General features: G+C 52.5%; 22 protein-coding genes. 9 read left to right on the plus strand and 13 right to left on the minus strand.

What is annotated here, in order from left to right; genetic code table 11:
- Window positions 1-117: 117 nt before the first annotated feature.
- From csgB to ymdB, 5 genes are all read left to right on the plus strand, one after another.
- Window positions 118-573 carry a curli minor subunit CsgB gene (csgB, locus tag BH714_RS04275; protein ID WP_020884698.1) on the plus strand — a complete coding sequence of 152 codons (456 nt, stop codon included), beginning with the start codon at window positions 118-120 and terminating at the stop codon, window positions 571-573.
- A 41-nt stretch (window positions 574-614) separates the two neighbouring features.
- Window positions 615-1,070: a curli major subunit CsgA gene (gene csgA / locus BH714_RS04280; RefSeq protein ID WP_014169524.1), complete on the plus strand. Its 456-nt coding sequence runs from the start codon at window positions 615-617 to the stop codon at window positions 1,068-1,070.
- A gap of 60 nt (window positions 1,071-1,130) precedes the next feature.
- On the plus strand, window positions 1,131-1,463 hold the full coding sequence (gene csgC, locus BH714_RS04285; RefSeq protein ID WP_040017126.1) for a curli assembly chaperone CsgC: 333 nt from the start codon (window positions 1,131-1,133) through the stop codon (window positions 1,461-1,463).
- Between the two features lie 159 nt (window positions 1,464-1,622).
- Window positions 1,623-1,943, plus strand: coding sequence for a fimbrial protein (locus BH714_RS04290; RefSeq protein WP_014169526.1), 321 nt, complete (start codon window positions 1,623-1,625; stop codon window positions 1,941-1,943).
- A gap of 106 nt (window positions 1,944-2,049) precedes the next feature.
- Window positions 2,050-2,592: an O-acetyl-ADP-ribose deacetylase gene (gene ymdB, locus BH714_RS04295; protein WP_014169527.1), complete on the plus strand. Its 543-nt coding sequence runs from the start codon at window positions 2,050-2,052 to the stop codon at window positions 2,590-2,592.
- A gap of 34 nt (window positions 2,593-2,626) precedes the next feature.
- Here the strand turns inward: ymdB and mdoC are convergent, their stop codons facing one another.
- Window positions 2,627-3,766: a glucans biosynthesis protein MdoC gene (gene mdoC / locus BH714_RS04300; protein ID WP_014169528.1), complete on the minus strand. Its 1,140-nt coding sequence runs from the start codon at window positions 3,764-3,766 to the stop codon at window positions 2,627-2,629.
- 255 nt (window positions 3,767-4,021) lie between these two features.
- On the opposite strand from mdoC, the gene mdoG reads away from it, so the two are divergent.
- From mdoG to BH714_RS04315, 3 genes are all read left to right on the plus strand, one after another.
- Window positions 4,022-5,575 carry a glucans biosynthesis protein MdoG gene (gene mdoG, locus BH714_RS04305; RefSeq protein ID WP_025204472.1) on the plus strand — a complete coding sequence of 518 codons (1,554 nt, stop codon included), beginning with the start codon at window positions 4,022-4,024 and terminating at the stop codon, window positions 5,573-5,575.
- Window positions 5,568-8,096 carry a glucans biosynthesis glucosyltransferase MdoH gene (gene mdoH / locus BH714_RS04310; RefSeq protein ID WP_020884696.1) on the plus strand — a complete coding sequence of 843 codons (2,529 nt, stop codon included), beginning with the start codon at window positions 5,568-5,570 and terminating at the stop codon, window positions 8,094-8,096. The genes mdoG and mdoH overlap by 8 nt, the downstream gene beginning before the upstream one ends.
- Before the next feature lie 80 nt (window positions 8,097-8,176).
- Window positions 8,177-8,404 carry a YceK/YidQ family lipoprotein gene (locus tag BH714_RS04315; RefSeq protein WP_020884695.1) on the plus strand — a complete coding sequence of 76 codons (228 nt, stop codon included), beginning with the start codon at window positions 8,177-8,179 and terminating at the stop codon, window positions 8,402-8,404.
- Window positions 8,405-8,410: 6 nt separating this feature from the next.
- Here the strand turns inward: BH714_RS04315 and BH714_RS04320 are convergent, their stop codons facing one another.
- The 3 genes from BH714_RS04320 to BH714_RS04330 form a co-directional block, all read right to left on the minus strand.
- On the minus strand, window positions 8,411-8,785 hold the full coding sequence (locus BH714_RS04320) for a MysB family protein (protein WP_020884694.1): 375 nt from the start codon (window positions 8,783-8,785) through the stop codon (window positions 8,411-8,413).
- 84 nt (window positions 8,786-8,869) lie between these two features.
- Entirely contained in the window at window positions 8,870-10,099 is a 1,230-nt protein-coding gene (gene mdtG / locus BH714_RS04325) for a multidrug efflux MFS transporter MdtG (protein ID WP_040017130.1), read from the minus strand.
- 141 nt (window positions 10,100-10,240) lie between these two features.
- Window positions 10,241-11,167, minus strand: coding sequence for a Kdo(2)-lipid IV(A) acyltransferase (locus BH714_RS04330; RefSeq protein ID WP_014169534.1), 927 nt, complete (start codon window positions 11,165-11,167; stop codon window positions 10,241-10,243).
- A gap of 222 nt (window positions 11,168-11,389) precedes the next feature.
- Between BH714_RS04330 and trhO the strand changes: the two genes are divergently transcribed.
- Window positions 11,390-12,439: an oxygen-dependent tRNA uridine(34) hydroxylase TrhO gene (gene trhO / locus BH714_RS04335; RefSeq protein WP_020884692.1), complete on the plus strand. Its 1,050-nt coding sequence runs from the start codon at window positions 11,390-11,392 to the stop codon at window positions 12,437-12,439.
- A gap of 41 nt (window positions 12,440-12,480) precedes the next feature.
- On the opposite strand, the gene BH714_RS04340 is transcribed toward trhO, so the two are convergent.
- From BH714_RS04340 to mdtH, 9 genes are all read right to left on the minus strand, one after another.
- Window positions 12,481-13,059: a YceI family protein gene (locus BH714_RS04340; protein WP_020884691.1), complete on the minus strand. Its 579-nt coding sequence runs from the start codon at window positions 13,057-13,059 to the stop codon at window positions 12,481-12,483.
- 1 nt (window position 13,060) lies between these two features.
- On the minus strand, window positions 13,061-13,627 hold the full coding sequence (locus BH714_RS04345) for a cytochrome b (protein WP_032670551.1): 567 nt from the start codon (window positions 13,625-13,627) through the stop codon (window positions 13,061-13,063).
- Window positions 13,628-13,855: 228 nt separating this feature from the next.
- Window positions 13,856-13,969 (minus strand): DUF2770 family protein, encoded by a 114-nt coding sequence (locus BH714_RS04355; RefSeq protein WP_032670549.1) that lies wholly within the window; start codon window positions 13,967-13,969, stop codon window positions 13,856-13,858.
- A 59-nt stretch (window positions 13,970-14,028) separates the two neighbouring features.
- Window positions 14,029-15,147, minus strand: a complete 1,119-nt coding sequence (gene solA, locus BH714_RS04360) for an N-methyl-L-tryptophan oxidase (protein WP_040017131.1) — start codon at window positions 15,145-15,147, stop codon at window positions 14,029-14,031.
- Between the two features lie 116 nt (window positions 15,148-15,263).
- Window positions 15,264-15,518 carry a biofilm formation regulator BssS gene (gene bssS, locus BH714_RS04365; protein WP_008500827.1) on the minus strand — a complete coding sequence of 85 codons (255 nt, stop codon included), beginning with the start codon at window positions 15,516-15,518 and terminating at the stop codon, window positions 15,264-15,266.
- Between the two features lie 273 nt (window positions 15,519-15,791).
- Entirely contained in the window at window positions 15,792-16,037 is a 246-nt protein-coding gene (gene dinI / locus BH714_RS04370; RefSeq protein ID WP_040017132.1) for a DNA damage-inducible protein I, read from the minus strand.
- A 74-nt stretch (window positions 16,038-16,111) separates the two neighbouring features.
- The gene (gene pyrC / locus BH714_RS04375; protein ID WP_032677867.1) at window positions 16,112-17,158 is read right to left on the minus strand and encodes a dihydroorotase; all 1,047 of its coding nucleotides are present in this window, start codon (window positions 17,156-17,158) and stop codon (window positions 16,112-16,114) included.
- 126 nt (window positions 17,159-17,284) lie between these two features.
- Window positions 17,285-17,845, minus strand: coding sequence for a lipoprotein (locus BH714_RS04380; RefSeq protein ID WP_020884685.1), 561 nt, complete (start codon window positions 17,843-17,845; stop codon window positions 17,285-17,287).
- A 124-nt stretch (window positions 17,846-17,969) separates the two neighbouring features.
- A complete protein-coding gene (mdtH, locus tag BH714_RS04385) occupies window positions 17,970-19,178 on the minus strand; it encodes a multidrug efflux MFS transporter MdtH (protein WP_014169547.1) in 1,209 nt (402 codons plus the stop codon).
- Window positions 19,179-19,283: the final 105 nt, after the last annotated feature.

A 19,283-nucleotide genomic window follows, 5' to 3' on the forward strand; every position in this document is an offset into this window, starting at 1 on the left:
TTTCGGCAGACATACTCATCACCGTAACGACGCGTTAACAAATTACGAGTCGTTCTAACACGAAGTCACAGTAACAAGGTTATGGCGTTATCAAATAGCCAGGTCCAGGGTGACAACATGAAAAATACATCGTTATTTATGATGTTTACATTACTGGGTGCGCCTGGATTTGTAATCGCGGCTGATTCAGATTTGGCTAACGCTGAATATAACTTCACGGTTAATGAATTAAGTCGTTCATCATTAAATCAGGCAGCCATTATTGGTCAGCAGGGCATGTTAAATGATGCTCAGGTTCGCCAGGACGGGTCAAAATTATTGTCCATTGTTTCTCAGGATGGAGCAGGCAACAGAGCGAGAGTTGATCAATCAGGGACTTATAATATTGCCTGGATCGATCAGAGCGGTAGCGCGAATGATGCAGGTATTACGCAAGATGGATATGGTAATAGTGCGAAAATTATCCAAAAAGGGTCGGGTAATAGAGCAAATATTACGCAGTACGGTACGCAGAAAACCGCAGTTGTAGTGCAGAGACAGTCGCAAATGGCGATTCGCGTTATTCAGCGTTAGTTATTTAGCGGCGACTTTAATCAATCCGATGGGGGTTTACCATGAAATTTATCAAAGTGGCAGCAATTGCAGCAATCGTAGTTTCTGGTAGTGCTATGGCCGGTAGTATTAATCAAGGCGGTTGGGGTAACGGGCATGGCCACGGTGGTCATGACAGTGGTCCAAATTCAACGCTGAGCATTTACCAGTACGGTGGCGGTAACTCGGCTCTCGCTTTGCAAACCAGTGCGAGAAATTCCACACTGACCATTAATCAAAGTGGCGGCGGTAACGGTGCTGACGTTGGTCAGGGCTCTGATGACAGCTCAATTAGTCTGACTCAGAATGGTTTCGGTAACAGCGCAACGCTTGACCAGTGGAATGGTAACCACTCGGTGATGAACGTTAGCCAGTACGGTGGTGGCAACGGTGCTGCTGTTGATCAAACCGCATCCGGATCCACTGTGACTGTTCAGCAGGTTGGTTTTGGCAACCACGCGACTGCACATCAGTATTAATTTCCAGTCTGTGCTACAAAAAACAGGGCATTTGCCCTGTTTTTTTTTCGGGAGTTCATCATGAATACCTTAATTCTCCTCGCGGCGCTTTCCAGTCAGATCACGTTTAAAACGTCGCAACAGGGAAATATGACCACCATTATTCCGCAGGTTATTCTGACGGAACCGTGTGAATGTCAGGTGCAGATTGTCTCTTTGCGACAGGGGCTGGGGGGGCAAAGTTCTTCACGGCAACAAAACACACTTTTTATTCCCGCTAATCAGACGATTGATTTAATGCGGCTGAGTTTAAATATAGATTCCGGAGACAAGGTGAACATTACTGTCACCGTCTCTGACGGGAAATCGCTTCATTTATCACAGCAATGGTCCCCGGCGGGAAGTGCGCTCTAATGATTATGAAATCAAGATGTTGTGGATATGGCGGGCGTGCGCGGTTGAGCTATGCTGTTATCAGGAACTGTGCAGTGCTGTTCCATAACGTGATGCTTCGTTTGCCCTAGCGGAGCGCGTTTACCCCTCAAGGACGACTTTCATTGAGGAGTACATATAGTGACCAAATATTTAGCCCGACGGGTTTATGGTTTAGGTTTGATCCTCTCTGCATTTATTACTCCCGCTTTTTCAGCCACGATTGTCGACGGTGGTGTGATTCATTTTCGCGGCGCTATTGTCGCAGACCCCTGCGTGGTCACACCGCATCATGACGCGTTTGCAATGACATGCCCGGATAATAATCGGATGCAAACGCGCAGAGTCAGCTATGAAGATGTACTTAACGGTCAGGTCAACGATTCCAGCCTCGCAACTCTCAGCATGAAGTACCTTAATCCCGAAAAAACGCTCGCGGTTGTTCAAATTCAGTATCGTTAATTCTCGCTCTTCCGCTCCCCGGCGGAAGAGGTTTTTCCCCGATAGTTTTTTATCCATACCTCCTCTGCGATACACTTAAGAAAAAGGCGGGTAGCAGAGGGTACGTATGAAACCGCAAATTGAAGTCATTCATGGCGATATTACGACGATGCACGTCGACGTGATCGTTAATGCGGCCAATCCATCACTGATGGGCGGGGGCGGTGTTGACGGCGCAATCCACCGGGCTGCAGGACCGCAGCTCCTTGAGGCCTGTAAAGCTGTGCGTCAGCAGCAGGGTGAATGTCCTCCGGGTCATGCGGTGATTACCCTCGCGGGAGATCTTCCTGCCAAAGCGGTGATTCACGCTGTGGGGCCTGTATGGCATGGCGGCGATCGGCATGAGGCGAGTATTCTGGAGGAGGCGTACCGCAACTGCCTGCGCCTGGCAGCGGATAACGGCTATAAGACGATGGCTTTTCCGGCTATCAGCACTGGGGTATATGGATATCCAAAACCTGCCGCTGCCACGATCGCGGTAGAGACCGTTTACCGATACCTCTCCCTCAAGCCGATGCCTGAGAAGGTGATTTTTGTCTGTTTCGACGAAGAAACCACACACCTTTATCAGCGGCTTCTCACGCAGCGTGGACAGGACGTAGAGAGCTAAAACAAACGCGGCGCACTGAGTGCGCCGCGTTTGTTTATGAGGCTTTAGCCTGTGGTTTTCCTGAAAAGAGGAAACGCAGGAGCGGGATCCGCAGATGGATTTCATAAAGCACGATGGCAATCCCAATCACAAAGACCAGTCCGGTAAAGAAACCCAGCGTGTTGGACGCAATATGTGGCGTGATATAAGCGCCGAAGAACAGCGTCAGCGGGTGGTGCACCAGGTAAATAAACAGTGAAGCATTGACGAAGTAGGTCACGCGGCTGGACTTAAAGTTCAGCAAGCGGTGTCCCAGCGCGAAGACCACATTCACCATCCACAGACCCAGCAGCATGGTGATCACGCTTTCTGTTTCATACATCCAGCCATCGCCGCTGCCATAGCGCTGATTTAACAGATAGGCCGCAAACGCGATAGCGGCACCCAGGGCGCACCATGGCGACGGGGTGGTAAACAGCGATTTAAGTTTGGGATGAATAAATGCCAGCGCACCGGCTAAAAAGAAGGGGATGTAAAACAGCGACTGCATCACGACGAAATTGAACAGCCCGTCACTCAGTATCGGCGGATACACGATAAATAGCGTGCGTCTCACGGCCGCATAGGCGATACCCAGCAGCAAAAAGAGCAGAGACAGTTTACCCAGCGTAATATTGGCGAAGAAGGTATCGGCCTGGGTACTCAGGCGATGGCGCAGGCGGCTGAAAATGACCAGACTGACCGTGGTGAGCACCACCAGGACCAGCAGGAACCACAGGTGAGACACCAGTTCCCAGACCAGGGTATTGTACTTTTCATACAGCGTCAGATTTGGCCAGTTCTCCGCTTTGCCTTTGACGTACTGCAACATAATAAACTGCGGCAACGTCAGCAGGGGAATGGCGGTCAACATCGGAATGCCCACACGCTCCACGCGCACTTTCCACCAGCGTTTTACCGGGTAGCGTAAGAACAGCATGTAGGAGAAATAGCCGGATATGACAAAAAACACCTGCATACGAAAGGCATGGATAAAGTCATTAAACAGCGTGAGCCACCAGGAAGGCATCTGGCTATTCACATGCCAGGTGTGGCTGGAGTAAATCAGTGAAATGTGAAAGGGGATCCCCAACAGCATCAGCCATGCCCGGATCGAGTCGAGGAAATATTCACGTTCTACAGGTGTTGAGCTCATATAACTTTGTGCATTCTCAGACTTTTCGCCTTATCCCTAAGACTCATAATGGTTACATTCGAAGCCAACCCTACACCAAGACCGACACCCTGTCTCCAGGATAAGCACGCAAAGTGAAAAGCGGGTTCTTTCATTTGCTTAATCCATGAGCCAGCGAGCTGAACAAAGCAGTGATAATGTTGTCGGATTGCCTGAGTTTCCATTAAAATGGATCGGATCGATATAAGCACACAAAGGGGGAAGTGCTTACTTATTATGAAACATAAACCACAGATGATGAAAATGCGTTGGTTGGGTGCTGCAGTGGTGTTATCTCTGTATACCTCATCGGCACTGGCCTTTAACATCGACGATGTCGCAAAACAGGCAAAATCGATGGCAGGCAAGAGCTACGAAGCGCCAAAAAGTAACTTGCCCTCCGTTTTCCGCGACATGAAGTATGCGGACTATCAGCAGATCCAGTTCAACCATGACAAAGCGTACTGGAACAACATTAAAACCCCGTTCAAGCTTGAGTTTTATCATCAGGGAATGTACTTCGACACGCCTGTTGCCATTAATGAAGTGACGGCGACCGCGGTACGTAAAATCAAGTACAGCCCGGATTACTTCAATTTTGGCAATGTTCAGCACGATAAAGATACGGTTAAAGACCTGGGCTTCGCTGGCTTCAAGGTGCTTTACCCGATCAACAGCAAAGATAAAAACGACGAAATCGTCAGCATGCTCGGTGCCAGCTACTTCCGCGTGATCGGGGCAGGGCAGGTGTACGGGCTTTCTGCGCGTGGCCTCGCCATTGATACCGCGCTGCCATCAGGTGAAGAGTTCCCGCGTTTCCGCGAGTTCTGGATTGAACGTCCAAAACCAACCGACAAACGCCTGACTATTTATGCACTGCTGGATTCCCCGCGTGCGACCGGTGCTTATCGCTTTGTGATTATGCCTGGCCGTGACACGGTCGTTGACGTGCAGTCCAAAGTTTACCTGCGCGATAAAGTCGGCAAACTGGGCGTTGCACCGCTGACCAGTATGTTCCTGTTTGGGCCGAATCAGCCGTCACCGGCGACGAACTTCCGCCCGGAACTGCACGATTCCAACGGTCTTTCTATTCATGCAGGTAATGGTGAGTGGATCTGGCGTCCGCTGAATAACCCGAAACATCTGGCTGTTAGCAGTTTTGCGATGGAAAACCCGCAAGGTTTCGGCCTCCTGCAGCGTGGCCGTCAGTTCTCCCGATTTGAAGATCTGGATGACCGCTATGACCTGCGCCCAAGCGCCTGGGTCACGCCGAAAGGTGACTGGGGTAAAGGTAAGGTTGAGCTGGTTGAAATTCCAACCAATGACGAAACCAACGATAACATCGTTGCTTACTGGACGCCGGATCAGCTGCCGGAAGCCGGTAAAGAGATGAACTTCAAATACACCATTACCTTTAGCCGCGACGAAGACAAACTGCATGCGCCGGATAACGCGTACGTCATGCAGACTCGCCGTTCTACGGGTGATGTGAAGCAGTCTAACCTGATCCGTCAGCCTGATGGCACCGTGGCCTTTGTTGTGGACTTCGCGGGTCAGGATATGAAAAAACTGTCCCCGGATACCGCCGTTGCCGCTCAGGCCAGCATCGGTGATAACGGTGAAATCGTTGAGAACACCGTACGCTATAACCCGGTAACGAAAGGCTGGCGTCTGACGCTGCGCGTGAAAGTGAAAGATCCGAAACAGACCACTGAAATGCGTGCTGCGCTGGTCAGTAACGATCAGCCGCTGAGTGAAACCTGGAGCTATCAGCTACCTGCCAATGAATAATACATCTGAATATATTGATGCCATGCCGCTGACGGACATTGAAAAAGCGGCGCTGCCTAAAAGCGACATCCGCGCGGTGCATACCGCGCTGGATGGCGAACATCGTCCGTTTTCCCGTGACGATGATACGCCGCTGGGGTCAGTAAAGGCGCGTCTGGCGCAGGCATGGCCAGACTCGCTGGCAGAAGGGCAGTTGATTAAAGACGATGAAGGACGCGATCAGCTTCAGGCAATGCCGAAAGCCACGCGTTCTTCAATGTTCCCTGACCCGTGGCGCACCAACCCGGTTGGCCGCTTCTGGGATCGCCTGCGTGGGCGTGATGTTACGCCGCGCTATCTGTCGCGCCTGACGAAAGAAGAGCAGGCCTCCGAACAGAAATGGCGTACCGTGGGGACCATTCGTCGTTACATTCTGCTGTTACTGACGCTGGCGCAGACCGTGGTCGCTACCTGGTACATGAAAACCATTCTGCCTTACCAGGGCTGGGCACTTATCAACCCTGCAGACATGATGGGCCAGGATATCTGGGTCTCCTTCATGCAGCTGCTGCCGTATATCCTGCAGAGCGGTATTCTTCTGCTGTTTGCCGTTCTCTTCTGCTGGGTGTCAGCCGGTTTCTGGACCGCGCTGATGGGCTTCCTGCAGCTGCTGATGGGGCGGGACAAATACAGCATTTCAGCCTCAACGGTCGGGGATGAACCCCTTAATCCTGAGCACCGTACGGCGCTGATCATGCCTATCTGTAACGAAGACGTTGACCGCGTATTTGCGGGTCTGCGTGCGACCTGGGAGTCCGTAAAGGCAACCGGTAACGCGGCGCATTTTGACGTCTATATCCTGAGTGACAGCTACAACCCGGACATCTGCGTTGCCGAGCAAAAAGCCTGGATGGAACTGATCGCGGAAGTGCAGGGTGAAGGCCAGATCTTCTACCGCCGTCGTCGTCGTCGCGTGAAGCGTAAAAGCGGAAACATCGATGACTTCTGCCGTCGCTGGGGGAATCAGTACAGCTACATGGTCGTGCTGGATGCTGACTCCGTAATGAGCGGCGACTGCCTGAGCGGTCTGGTGCGTCTGATGGAAGCCAACCCGAACGCGGGGATCATCCAGTCTTCGCCAAAAGCGTCCGGTATGGACACGCTTTATGCGCGCTGCCAGCAGTTTGCAACCCGCGTCTACGGGCCGCTCTTTACCGCTGGTCTGCACTTCTGGCAACTGGGTGAGTCTCACTACTGGGGTCACAACGCCATTATCCGCGTGAAGCCGTTCATTGAGCACTGTGCGCTGGCTCCGCTGCCGGGGGAAGGTTCGTTTGCGGGGTCTATTCTGTCGCACGACTTCGTGGAAGCGGCGTTGATGCGTCGTGCTGGCTGGGGCGTCTGGATTGCCTACGACCTGCCGGGATCTTACGAAGAGCTGCCGCCGAACCTGCTGGATGAGCTCAAGCGTGACCGCCGCTGGTGTCACGGTAACCTGATGAACTTCCGCCTGTTCCTCGTAAAAGGGATGCACCCGGTTCACCGTGCTGTGTTCCTGACTGGCGTAATGTCTTATCTCTCCGCACCGCTGTGGTTTATGTTCCTTGCGCTCTCTACTGCGCTACAGGTGGTGCATGCTCTGACGGAACCGCAATACTTCCTGCAACCGCGCCAGCTGTTCCCGGTGTGGCCGCAGTGGCGTCCGGAGCTGGCGATTGCGCTGTTTGCCTCCACCATGGTACTGCTGTTCCTGCCTAAGCTGCTCAGTATCATTCTGATCTGGTGCAAAGGCTCGAAAGAGTACGGTGGTTTCTGCCGCGTGACGCTCTCGCTTCTGCTGGAAGTGCTGTTCTCCGTGCTGCTGGCGCCGGTGCGTATGCTGTTCCATACCGTGTTTGTGGTCAGCGCGTTCCTCGGCTGGGAAGTGGTCTGGAATTCACCGCAGCGTGATGATGACTCCACGCCGTGGGGGGAAGCCTTCATGCGTCATGGCTCGCAGCTGCTGCTGGGTCTGGTATGGGCGGCAGGTATGGCCTGGCTGGATCTGCGCTTCCTGTTCTGGCTGGCACCGATTGTCTTCTCGCTGATCCTGTCACCGTTTGTGTCAGTGATTTCGAGCCGCTCAACGGTGGGGCTGCGTACCAAACGCTGGAAACTGTTCCTGATCCCGGAAGAGTATTCGCCGCCACAGGTGCTGGTGGATACCGACACGTATCTTGAGCAGAACCGCAAACGTTCGTTGGAAGATGGTTTTATGCACGCGGTGTTTAACCCGTCATTTAACGCTCTGGCGACGGCCATGGCGACAGCGCGTCACCGTGCAAGCCAGGTACTGGAGATTGCCCGCGATCGTCACGTTGAGCAGGCGCTGAACGATACGCCGGAAAAACTCAACCGCGACCGTCGTCTGGTGCTATTGAGCGATCCGGTTACGATGGCACGCCTTCACTACCGTGTGTGGTCTGCGCCGGAAAAATACTCTTCGTGGGTCAGCCACTATAAAGAGATTAAAATTAATCCACTCGCGCTGAAGGCGAAGTAAGCCTTCTGTGCCCGGCGGCGTTACGCTACCCGGCAAATAAAATACCGGCTGAAAAGCCGGTATTTTTTTAGAGGTCATTGATGAAAATAATCCTCGCCGTGATGATGGCGTGTTTACTCAGCGGCTGTGGCAGCATCATCAGCCGCACCATTCCAGGGCAAGGCCACGGTAATCAGTACTACCCCGGGGTAAAATGGGATGTACGTGACTCAGCGTGGCGCTATCTCACCGTGCTCGATTTACCGTTTTCACTGGTATTCGATACGCTATTGTTGCCGATCGACGCTCAGCACGGCCCTTATGAATAGGGGAAATTAACGCTCATCCCACTCATCGGCTGCGGTCTGTCCTTCTTCCGTATCCAGCGGTGGCTCGAGCTGAAATTCGCCCTCATCCCACTCGTGCAGGGTGTTTTCTTCAAGCCATTCCTGCCGTAGTTCGATTTCGTCATAGTCGCCATCAAAGACGGCCTGCGCACCTTCTCCGCTCAGGACCGGCAAACATTCTCCTTCCTCGCCATCATCAGCAAAGAATTCGGCCTGCCACATAATATCCCCGTCCTGCAGAACGTATTTCTGGATATTAAGTTGTTGCACGTCAGCATTTTCTTCCTCAACGCCAGGATTATCGGCGAGGAACTCTTCACGAGCGGCATCAATAGCTTCTTCCAGTGTGGCGTACATGGTCATTGGTGTCTCCCTGTTTTCCTGAAGGTTTCAGGGAAAGAATAGCTGAATATCGGGTTCTGCAAGTATGAATGCAAAAATAAGCTGTCACGCGTTCGTCTTATTAACGACCGGTCGTAAAGCCCTCGATAAACTGAACCACGAATAAACCGCATTAAACAACACCACGCCCGCGGTGACGATAAACACGGCGCGGAAACCAAAACTGGCGGAAATCCCGGCTCCGACAAGCGGTCCGGTGACGTTGCCGATATCGCGAAATGACTGGTTATAGCTAAAAATGCGGCCGGCTATCTGGTTCGTTGAGTTGTAAACCAGCAGGGTCTGAACCGCAGGCAGTAACGCGCCGTCTGCCGCTCCCAGTAAGAAGCGCAGCAGGCCAAGCTGCCACGGTGCTTGTACCATCGACATCGGAATAAGGAGCAGAACGGAAATCACCAGGGCGCATATCAGGATTTTTTCCGGGCCCACGCGGTCCCCCAGTTTTCCCAGCCTCGGGGCGCTGAGCAGCGCCGCCACGCCGGGCACCGACGCGATAAGCCCGCTGATAAACGCAATATTACTGACGTCACCGGCCAGATCGCGAACGTAGAGCGTCAGAATAGGGGCAATCGACCCGGTTGCTACCTGAATAATCAGGGTCGTTACGAACAGGCTTAGCACCAGCCTGGGGTTTTTAAGCGAGGTCAGCACATCCCGTGCGTGGAGCATCTCTTTTCGAGTGACCGGGGTGAAACGTTCACGGATACAGAGCAGCGTGACGATAAAGCAGAGAAAAAGGACGCTGGCAGTAATGAAAAAGACCGGACGCAGGCCGTAGTTATCCGCCAGCAGCCCGCCTGCCAGCGGTCCCAGCAATGCGCCGCTCACGCCTCCGGTGGAGAGCGTTCCGAGCGCCCAGCCGCTTTTGTGTCGCGGAATTTGGGTGGCGATGAGCGCATTTGCGTTAGGAATAAAGCCCCCCAGCAGGCCCAGTAACGCGCGCAAAATCAGAAATTGCCAGACGTTCTGCGCAAGGCCCATCAGCGCCATGATGATGGCCATCCCTAGTGCTGAACGCAGCAGCATGATCTTTCGTCCTTTGCGATCGGCAAGGCCACCCCAGAAGGGCGAAGCAATCGCGGAAAAGAGAAAGGTGATACTGAAGACCAGGCCAGACCACATATTGAGCGCACTGTGACCGGTGACGCCAAGTTGTTCAACGTAAAGCGGCAGGAAGGGCATCACCAGGCTAAACGCCGCACCGGTGAGAAAACAGCCAAGCCACGCAACCGTGAGGTTACGCTTCCAGTTTATGGGGGCATCTGAGGGTGACATAACAATCCGCATAATGAGGTGCAAAGCACCATAGGCCTGAAGTAATAAGCCTGCTAAGTATGCGCCTGGGTTATGATCGCTGCAATGCGGAGGAGCTTTTAAAGCTAAATGAGCGTGCGGCCCTGATGGCCGCACGGAAAATTAATAGCGCGACGGCATACCCTCTGGCCGCGTTTTGAAGCGACGATGGAGCCACATATACTGCTCCGGCGCGAGCATGATGCATTTCTCAACCACTCTGTTCATCCAGCGAGCGGTCGTTTCCGCATCGTCCAGCGGCGGCGCGAGTTCCGGCTCGAGCATCATTAACTCGTAGCCTGAGCCATCCGGCTTGCGACGCGGGACAAACGGGACGATCGCGGCTTTGGACATTTTCGCCAGCATCCAGGTACCGGTGGTTGTGGCCGCCTCTTCAACGGCGAAGAACGGGACAAATACGCTGGATTGTGGGCCATAATCGTGGTCAGGGGCATACCAGATCACTTCACCTGATTTCAGCGCGCGGATCATCCCCTTCAGGTCTTTACGGTCGATCATACTTTTGTTGGAGCGCATACGACCATTGGTCTGGATTAAATCGATCACCGGGTTATCGTTAGGGCGATAAACACCAATACCGGGTGCCTGCATGCCAAACATACGCGCACCGATCTCCAGCGTCAGAAAATGCACGCCAATCAGCAGTACGCCTGTCTTATTGGCCTGAAGCGTATGCACAGGCTCCATACCCGTCCCGGTGACTTCACTCCAGCGGGCCATCCGTTTGTCTGGCCAGAACCACGCCATACCGGTTTCCATCAGCCCCATGCCAACGGATTCGAAATTCCTGGTCACCATCTCATGACGTTCCGCCTCGCTCATCTGCGGGAAGCACAGCTCAAGGTTGCGGTAGGCAATCCTGGCGCGGCGTTTCATGAATTTTTGACCAATACGGCCCACACATTTGCCCACACGGAAAATCACAGGGTAAGGGAGTTGGACCATCAGCCATAAAAAACCAATGCCAAGCCAGGTCAACCAATAGCGGGGATGCAAAAGGGCGACAGTAAATTTCGGTAACTGGGTCATGTCTTTCCTGTGTTCTAACGTCCTGTTTAGCTATTGTCTCATTTTTTGAGGCGTAGCCAAAATGTCTGTCTTCGAAACGTGTACGAATGCAGCAATTGTTAAGTCTGACTAACTAGGGTGTGTGAAATGTAGCGTAAATTGTGTGGATGTAAATTGTCATTGTTTGCTATATGATGCCGACCGATTTTTCATTCTCTCTAACGATTGCAGGACTTGTACACCATGCCAGTGTTACACAACCGCGTTTCGAATGAGATGTTAAAGGCGCGTATGTTGGCTGAAACCGAACCGCGCACGACAATCTCATTCTACAAATACTTCACCATCAACGATCCACAAGCGACCCGCGATGCGCTTTATCAGGCCTTCACGACGCTGAATGTTTTCGGGCGCGTCTATCTTGCCCGTGAAGGCATCAATGCCCAGATCAGCGTACCGGAAAGCAAAGTGAACGCCTTCCGCGACCTGCTTTACGGGTTCGATCCGGCTCTCAACGGTGTACGCCTGAACATTGCCCTGGATGATGACGGTAAATCATTCTGGGTACTGCGCATGAAAGTGCGTGAACGCATTGTCGCGGATGGTATTGACGATCCGGCGTTTAACGCCGCTGATGTCGGGGAATACCTGAAAGCGGCGGAAGTGAATGCGATGCTGGACGATCCGGATGCGGTGTTCATCGATATGCGTAACCATTATGAGTATGAAGTGGGGCATTTCGAAAACGCGATGGAAATTCCGGCTGATACCTTCCGCGAGCAACTGCCAAAAGCGGTTGAGATGATGCAGGAACATAAAGATAAAAAGATCGTGATGTACTGCACCGGCGGGATCCGCTGTGAGAAGGCCAGCGCCTGGATGAAGCACAACGGGTTTAATAAGGTCTGGCACATTGAAGGCGGCATTATTGAGTACGCCCGCCGTGCCCGTGAGCAGGGTTTACCGGTGCGTTTTATCGGTAAGAACTTTGTCTTTGACGAACGAATGGGCGAGCGTATTTCAGAGGATGTGATTGCCCACTGTCACCAGTGCGGTACGCCGTGTGATACCCATACCAACTGCAAAAATGACGGATGTCATTTGCTGTTTATTCAGTGTCCGGCCTGTGCCGAGAAATTTAACGGATGCTGCAGCGAACTGTGCAGTGAAGAGAGCATGCTGCCGGAAGAGGAGCAACGCCGTCGTCGTGCAGGACGGGAAAATGGTAACAAGATTTTTAATAAATCCCGTGGACGTCTGAACACCAAACTGGGTATTCCCGACCCTGAATAAGGCTGATGCCCGGCAGCGTGAAAGCCTGCCGGGCGTCGTTATTATGACTTCTGCTGAACGCCTTCAACGGAAATAATCAGTTCGACATCCTGAGAAGCAGGGCCCAAATCGGTAGTAATATTAAAGTCTTTCAGGTGAATTTTACCTGCGGCTTCAAATCCGGCACGTTTACCCCCCCACGGATCGTCACCCTGGCCCATTAATTTTGCATTCAGCGTAACCGGTTTTGTCACGCCGTTGAGCGTCAGGTTGCCGGTAATATCCAGCTTATCGCCATCTTTTTTCACTTCCGTGGAGGTGAAGGTGGCCTGCGGGAATTTAGACACGTTCAGGAATTCCGCACTGCGCAAATGTTTATCGCGTTCTGCATGATTGGTGTCGACGCTGTTGGTATTAATGGTCACGTTGACTTTATCGGCGGCAGGATTTTTTTCGTCAAAGCTGAATGTGCCGTCAAAATCATTAAAGGTGCCATACAGCCAGCTATACCCGAGATGCTGAATACGGAAATTGACGAAAGCATGTTGGCCCTCTTTATCAATTTTATAGTCAGCAGCAACGGCTGAGCCGGTGGTAAATAACAGAGAACCCAGTGCGATACCCAGCAGGTGTTTTTTCATTTTAAGCTCCAGAGTCAACTGACGAGCGGCCAAGCATGCGCTTTAGCGTATCGTCTTTATCGATGAAATGATGTTTAAGGGCGGCAAGCCCGTGCAGCACGGACAGGATAACCACGCTCCATGCCAGCCAGAGGTGAATCACCCCGGCAATATCGGCCTGTGATCCCGCATCGGCAAGCGTTGCCGGGACATCAAAAATGCCAAAAACGCTTATCGGTTTACCCTCTGCTGTCGAGATGAGATAGCCGCTGATCAGAAGAGCGAAGAGCAGCGCATAAAGCGTAATATGCGCGGCAACAGCGCTGATACGGGTAAATTTACTGTGGGTCTTTGGCGCGGCAGGCGGCGGTGAAATGTGTCGCCAGATCACGCGAATAACCAGCCCCATCATCAGCAGCACGCCGATGCTCTTATGCAGCTCCGGGGCCTGGTGATACCAGCCATCGTAATAGCTGAGCGTCACCATCCAGAGGCCAAGTCCGAACATGGCATAGACCGCAATAGCAAATATCCAGTGCAAGCTTATGGATATTATTCCATAGCGCCGGGAGGTGTTACGCAATTGCATCAGGATTACCATTATCAAATAAACAGAGCAGTAAAAATGAACGGGAAGGAATGATATTGCAACTGAAATAAGTCGATATTGATTTTTATTTTATTTATTTCAGCGGTTTTGAAAATGATCCGCAAAGGTAATTCAATGTCTTCGTGCAAGATTTAACAAAGGGCTAATTGAGGAATTGTTCTAACTTAAGTAAATATAAAGTAATGTCAATAAATGTCAGGCAGGCTTTCAGTAAAATACAATGTAAATAAAATCAATGATGGCCAGCAGCGCCCACAATAAGATATAGAGCATCAAATGCTCACGAATATTATTGATGAGAAAACCCACAACTTTGCGCATAGCGCCCCGCAAACCGTAACAAAAAGACGGGCTCCGGAACGTCCGAAGCCCGTGGTGGATTATCCGTTAAAACGTGAAAGAGAGAAGGGCGTCAGATCAAACTGCGGTGTAATACCCTGGGCAAACTGCGCGGCAATTTCACCCAGCACCGACGCGTACTTAAAGCCATGACCGCTCAGACCGGTGATGAGCAATGTGTTCTCATGCCCGGGCAGCGTATCGATAATAAAGTCTTCGTCCGGCGTGTTGTCGTAGGTACATGCCGCGCCATAGAGTAAGCCACCGACGCCCGGCAGAATATTTCGCAGGAACGAGAAAGCTTCAGAGCCATCCTGTGGGTAGGCGCCAAACGGTTTACGTTCTTCAGGAGAGGAGATAATTTGTCCTCCATTGTGTTTCCCGATTTTGAGCGCGTCTTTATCCGAAGGGAAGCCGTAGAACTGATCGCCGTTGGGTAACTCGCCGGTGAACGCCGGGAATTTATTCTGCGTACTGTAACGGCCATCAGACTGGAACCAGGAGAAGACCTTGCGCACCGGCTGTACGGGCAGGTCTGGCAGCAGACGGGTTACCCAGGTACCGGCACTGATGAGCAATCGGGAGGCCGTGTACTCTCCGTCCAGGGTTGTCACCGTGACACCGTCAGCATCATGTTTAATGGCCTCGACCGGGCAATTGAAAAGCTGGGCGCAGCCTGCTTTCGCGGCCAGCGCTATCCAGGTTTTTATTGCTGTTTCGCAATGCAACACCCCAGAATGGGCTTCAAAGAGACCAACATAATCGTCCGGGACGGTGATTTCCGGCCAGCGTGACATGATCCCCGCCGCGTCGAGCTTCTCAACGTCCAGGTTAAATGTCTTCGCGCTGCGTTCGACGCTGGCGAGAAAATCAGAGCGGGCAGGACCAAGGTTAATGATGCCCGTGCGTTCGAAAATGCGTTCCTCAGTCTGTTTAGCCAGTTCGTCCCAGAGCGCTTGCGCGCGAAGTACCAGCGGGACATAGCGCTCGCCTTCACCATAGGCATGACGAATGAGGCGAGTATCGCCATGATGGCTTCCCTCTGAATGAGGGGGAAGATGGGCATCTATCATCAGAACCTTGAGGCCAGCCTGAGTGGCATAATATCCGGCGGCAGAACCAACGGAGCCGCTACCAATAATAATCAGATCATATTTCATGGGCATCTCTTAAACTAACGCTTTGTTAGCAGAGTAATTAACATCGGGGGCTTATACAAGGGAGAAATAAATAAGGCACCCCGAGGGTGCCTGTAGAGTGAAAAGTGGGCTAAACGCTAATGCCGTTTATACTCATTTTCCTGGTAGTCGCCAGATTCTATTTTTGCGATGCCTGCTTCCAAAATAGAAATAAACTGACGGGCGACGTCTGTCGTAAGCCACAGCGTCTGTCCAACTTCCGCTTCTTCACGGTTCAGCTGATTTGGGGTCTGGTAGTGCAAACGCAGCATCAGTGCATCGTAGCTGTCTACGGTACTGATATCCCAGCCAACGAGTGGGTGGGTCTGGATGACTTCGCTATTCTTTTCCATTATAACCCCCATAATGCGTGTTAGAAGACAACGACTTCGAGGTTCAATGCATGTTTTTCTGAAGCAACTTCAGTATACAAGTAATAAGGGTTCCTAAGGGAAAAATAAACAGCTAGCAACACATTTTTCTGCTTTTTAGGATTGTTCGAACAATAAAACACCATGTTGTTCACGATTTTTAAAGAAGTTGCCGAATTAATTTGAACTTTCTGGATTTTCAGGCGAAAAAAAAGCCGGGGCGACCCGGCAAAAAAACACAATGAGGGAGCAGTGTTAATCTGTGATGAACCAGTCGTCGGCGCTTTCCCACGTTTCCTGCAGGATTTGGGTGATACGCGCTTTATCTTCTTTCGCGCCGCCAATGACGGAGAGGTTGTTTGCGGCCGCGTAACGCACCGTTACGGCACCGTCGTTTTCGGGAAAGGTGTTGTTAATACGACGGGATAATTCGCCTGCAAGCGCATCAAGCGCGCCGGCAGGCAGAACGGTAGTTTTGGCTATGGTGACTTCAATACGCATAAATGCCCCCTGTGTAATATACTGTTTATTTATACAGGTATATTATCGGTTTGACAACAAGGGGCACTGATTTTTTAGCGTTTTACCGTCCAGCGAACGGTTTCACCTGCCAGGAATGGGATCAGCGTGTCATCGGTCAGTGGAATGGCTTCCTCAACCTGGCTCTCTTTACGTTCCAGCTCAATGAAGGTCTCATTGACCGGCAACCCATAAAAACGGGGGCCATTGAGTGAGCAGAACGCCTCGAAATGCGGCAGGGCATTCATCTCTTCAAACACGGTTGCATAGCTGGCGAGAGCGGTTGGGGCATTAAAGCAGCCCGCACAGCCGCAGCTTGCTTCTTTGCGATGACGCGCATGAGGTGCGGAATCCGTGCCCAGAAACGCGCGGGAGAAACCGCTGGCAACCAGTTCGCGCAGCGCCTGCTGGTGAATGTTACGCTTGAGGATCGGCAGGCAGTACAGATGTGGACGTACACCGCCAACCAGCATGTGGTTACGGTTAAACATCAAATGCTGTGGCGTGATGGTGGCGGCGATAAGCTCGTTACCGTCGCGGACATACTCAGCGGCATCTTTGGTGGTGATGTGCTCGAAGACCACTTTGAGCGCGGGAAGGCGCTGACGCAGGGGCTCCATCACGGTGTCGATAAAACGGGCTTCACGGTCAAAGATGTCGATCTCGGCATGCGTGACTTCACCGTGAACCAGCAGCGGCATACCCAGTTTCTGCATGCGCTCCAGCACCGGCATGATGGCATCAATGCTGGTAACGCCGTGGCTGGAGTTGGTGGTGGCATTGGCCGGGTAAAGTTTCGCAGCGGTGAATACGCCTTCGTTAAACCCGCGCTCCACTTCGTTTGGATCCAGGGAATCGGTCAGGTAGCAGGTCATCAGCGGGGTGAAATCATGGCCCGCCGGGACGGCATCCAGAATGCGCTGGCGATACGCCATTGCGGCATCGACGGTGGTGACTGGTGGCACCAGGTTAGGCATGACAATCGCGCGGCCATAAATTTCGCTGGTATAAGGCACGACGGTTTTGAGCATATCGCCATCGCGCAGATGGATATGCCAGTCGTCAGGGCGGCGGATTTTAAGAACCTGGGGTTGTGCAGTCATGGAAGCTCCGGCTTGTCAGGAATCAGTCATTCGGATGGCTGTTTATGCCGGACACAAATCATAAGCGGAAACGTTTTCGTTTGCACACTTTTCCGTAAAAAAAAGGGCGCCTCGGCGCCCTACGGATTAATCAGTAAAGGGAATAATGATTTCTCCCGGTTTCACCTCTATCCCTTTAGCATACTTTTTCGCAAGCGCTTCACCCTTGCTCTTGTCTTCACTTAAGACATAGGCTGGCTGCTGATTAAAATAGTTACGCAGAGACTGATTCAGATAAGGCATCAGGGTTTGCAGCACAGATTTCATCTTGTCCGGCGTGACTTCCGCATCGACAACTTCCATCTCCTGCAGGTAAATAGCCCCTTTCTCTTTGTTAAAGACCGGCAGCGCTTTCAGCTTCAGCTTGATATTGGCTTTCTGGTTGCCGAAGAGGGAGGTCATATCGAGGTTTGCATCCCCGTTCAGCGTCACTTTGTTTGGCTCTTCACGTCCTATCTGGCTGGTCAGGTTACTGAGGACGATATGCGCATCTGCAAGCCCGGGCACGCCGATGTCTTTTGAAAAGTTGTTATGTTTTTCCAGCGCCTGATTAATTTCCTGTTCACTGACGGTGTATTGCGTAAGCTGGTTACAGCCCACCAGCAGACCGCTGACAATGAATGCAGCGGCAATGACAATTTTCTTCATAGTGTTCCTCAACGAAAAATCGGCGCTTCTGTCCTGTTACGTCAGTATGTCAGTGTGAAATGGCAGAAACCAGCAGAAAAAACTGAGAAGTGAGGCGGGAGGGACCTCCCGCCAGAGGGAAGGGCTACGCGCCCGGTTCGAGCATGCCGCTTGCGCTGCGCTTCTGGCTGAACTGCCACCAGAGGGCCAGCAGCGTCATAAAGCCCACCGCGCCGAGCATCATCCACGGCAGTTCCGGTTGATTCAGCGCTTTGCCTGCATCAAACAGCCAGCCGCCGCCGGCGTAACCCAAAGCCCCACCAAAGGCCAGACCGAGTCGGCTGAACCCCATATAGCTGCCGCGGGCACGCGCATCTGCAAGCGAGGCGCTCAGCGTCTCACGAGCCGGCTCGGCGATGATAGAGCCGATATAGAAGGTGCAAATCAGCGTAAACAGCTGCTGGAGAGAATTCACCAGACCGATGGGCATCATGCTCAGCGTCATTAAAAACAGCCCGGCCATCAGACGATGCTCCAGGCGAAAACGCCGTTCACTCCAGCGGGCAATCGGATAGAGCAGCGTCAGCGAAAGCGCGGCTTCGATGGCGTACATCCATTTCACGGCGGCCGGGGTTCCCGCAATATCATTGACCATGATAGGCAGCATCAGCATCACCTGCACGGCAAGCATGTAGTAACCCGTCAGGGTCAATACGTAGGTGACAAAACGTTTGTCGTGCAGGACGCGGCCCAGCCCTTCGCGTACCGGCGCTTTCACCGTTGACAATTTCCATGCTGGCAGATACAGGCCATTAAAGAGGGCGCACAGAATAAAGAGCACCGCGCCAGCCGCGCAGACCAGACGGAAATCGTACTGCAGCAACCAGCTCCCCAGAAGCGCGCCAATTACCGCGCCCGCGCTGTCCTGCATCATCAAAATCGAGAAGAAACGTCCGCGGTGCTGCGGGCGAATTAACTTCACCACCAGCGCGGTGCGCGGCGGGTCAAACAGGGTTCCGCCGATCCCGGAGAGAAAGCAGGAGAACCACAGAAGCCAGGGCTCATGGGCAACCGCCATCGTGGCAAAGCCTGCCGCACGAAGCAGCATACCGGTCACAATCATCGGTTTCGCGCCAAAGCGGTCAGCAATGGCACCGCCAAACACCCCAAGGCCTTGCTGGACAAACTGGCGTAAACCCAGCGCGATGCCAACCATCAGCGCCGCCCAGCCCATTTGATCGACAAAGCGGATCGAGATAAGAGGAAACACGACAAAAAAGCCGAGCACGACCAGCATGTTATCGACTAGCAGGAAATATTTACCCAGGCTCCTCGCCTGTGATACGCGGGACATTTTCCCTCCAGGGAAAACAGGATGGTGAGCACGCTAACATTCTGCGGGGTTACTGCGCGTTTTCCCACCCCTGGGCGTGACAATATTTTTTTATCAAAAGAGCGC

The organism is Enterobacter ludwigii (assembly GCF_001750725.1).
In the GTDB taxonomy this organism is placed as follows: domain Bacteria; phylum Pseudomonadota; class Gammaproteobacteria; order Enterobacterales; family Enterobacteriaceae; genus Enterobacter; species Enterobacter ludwigii.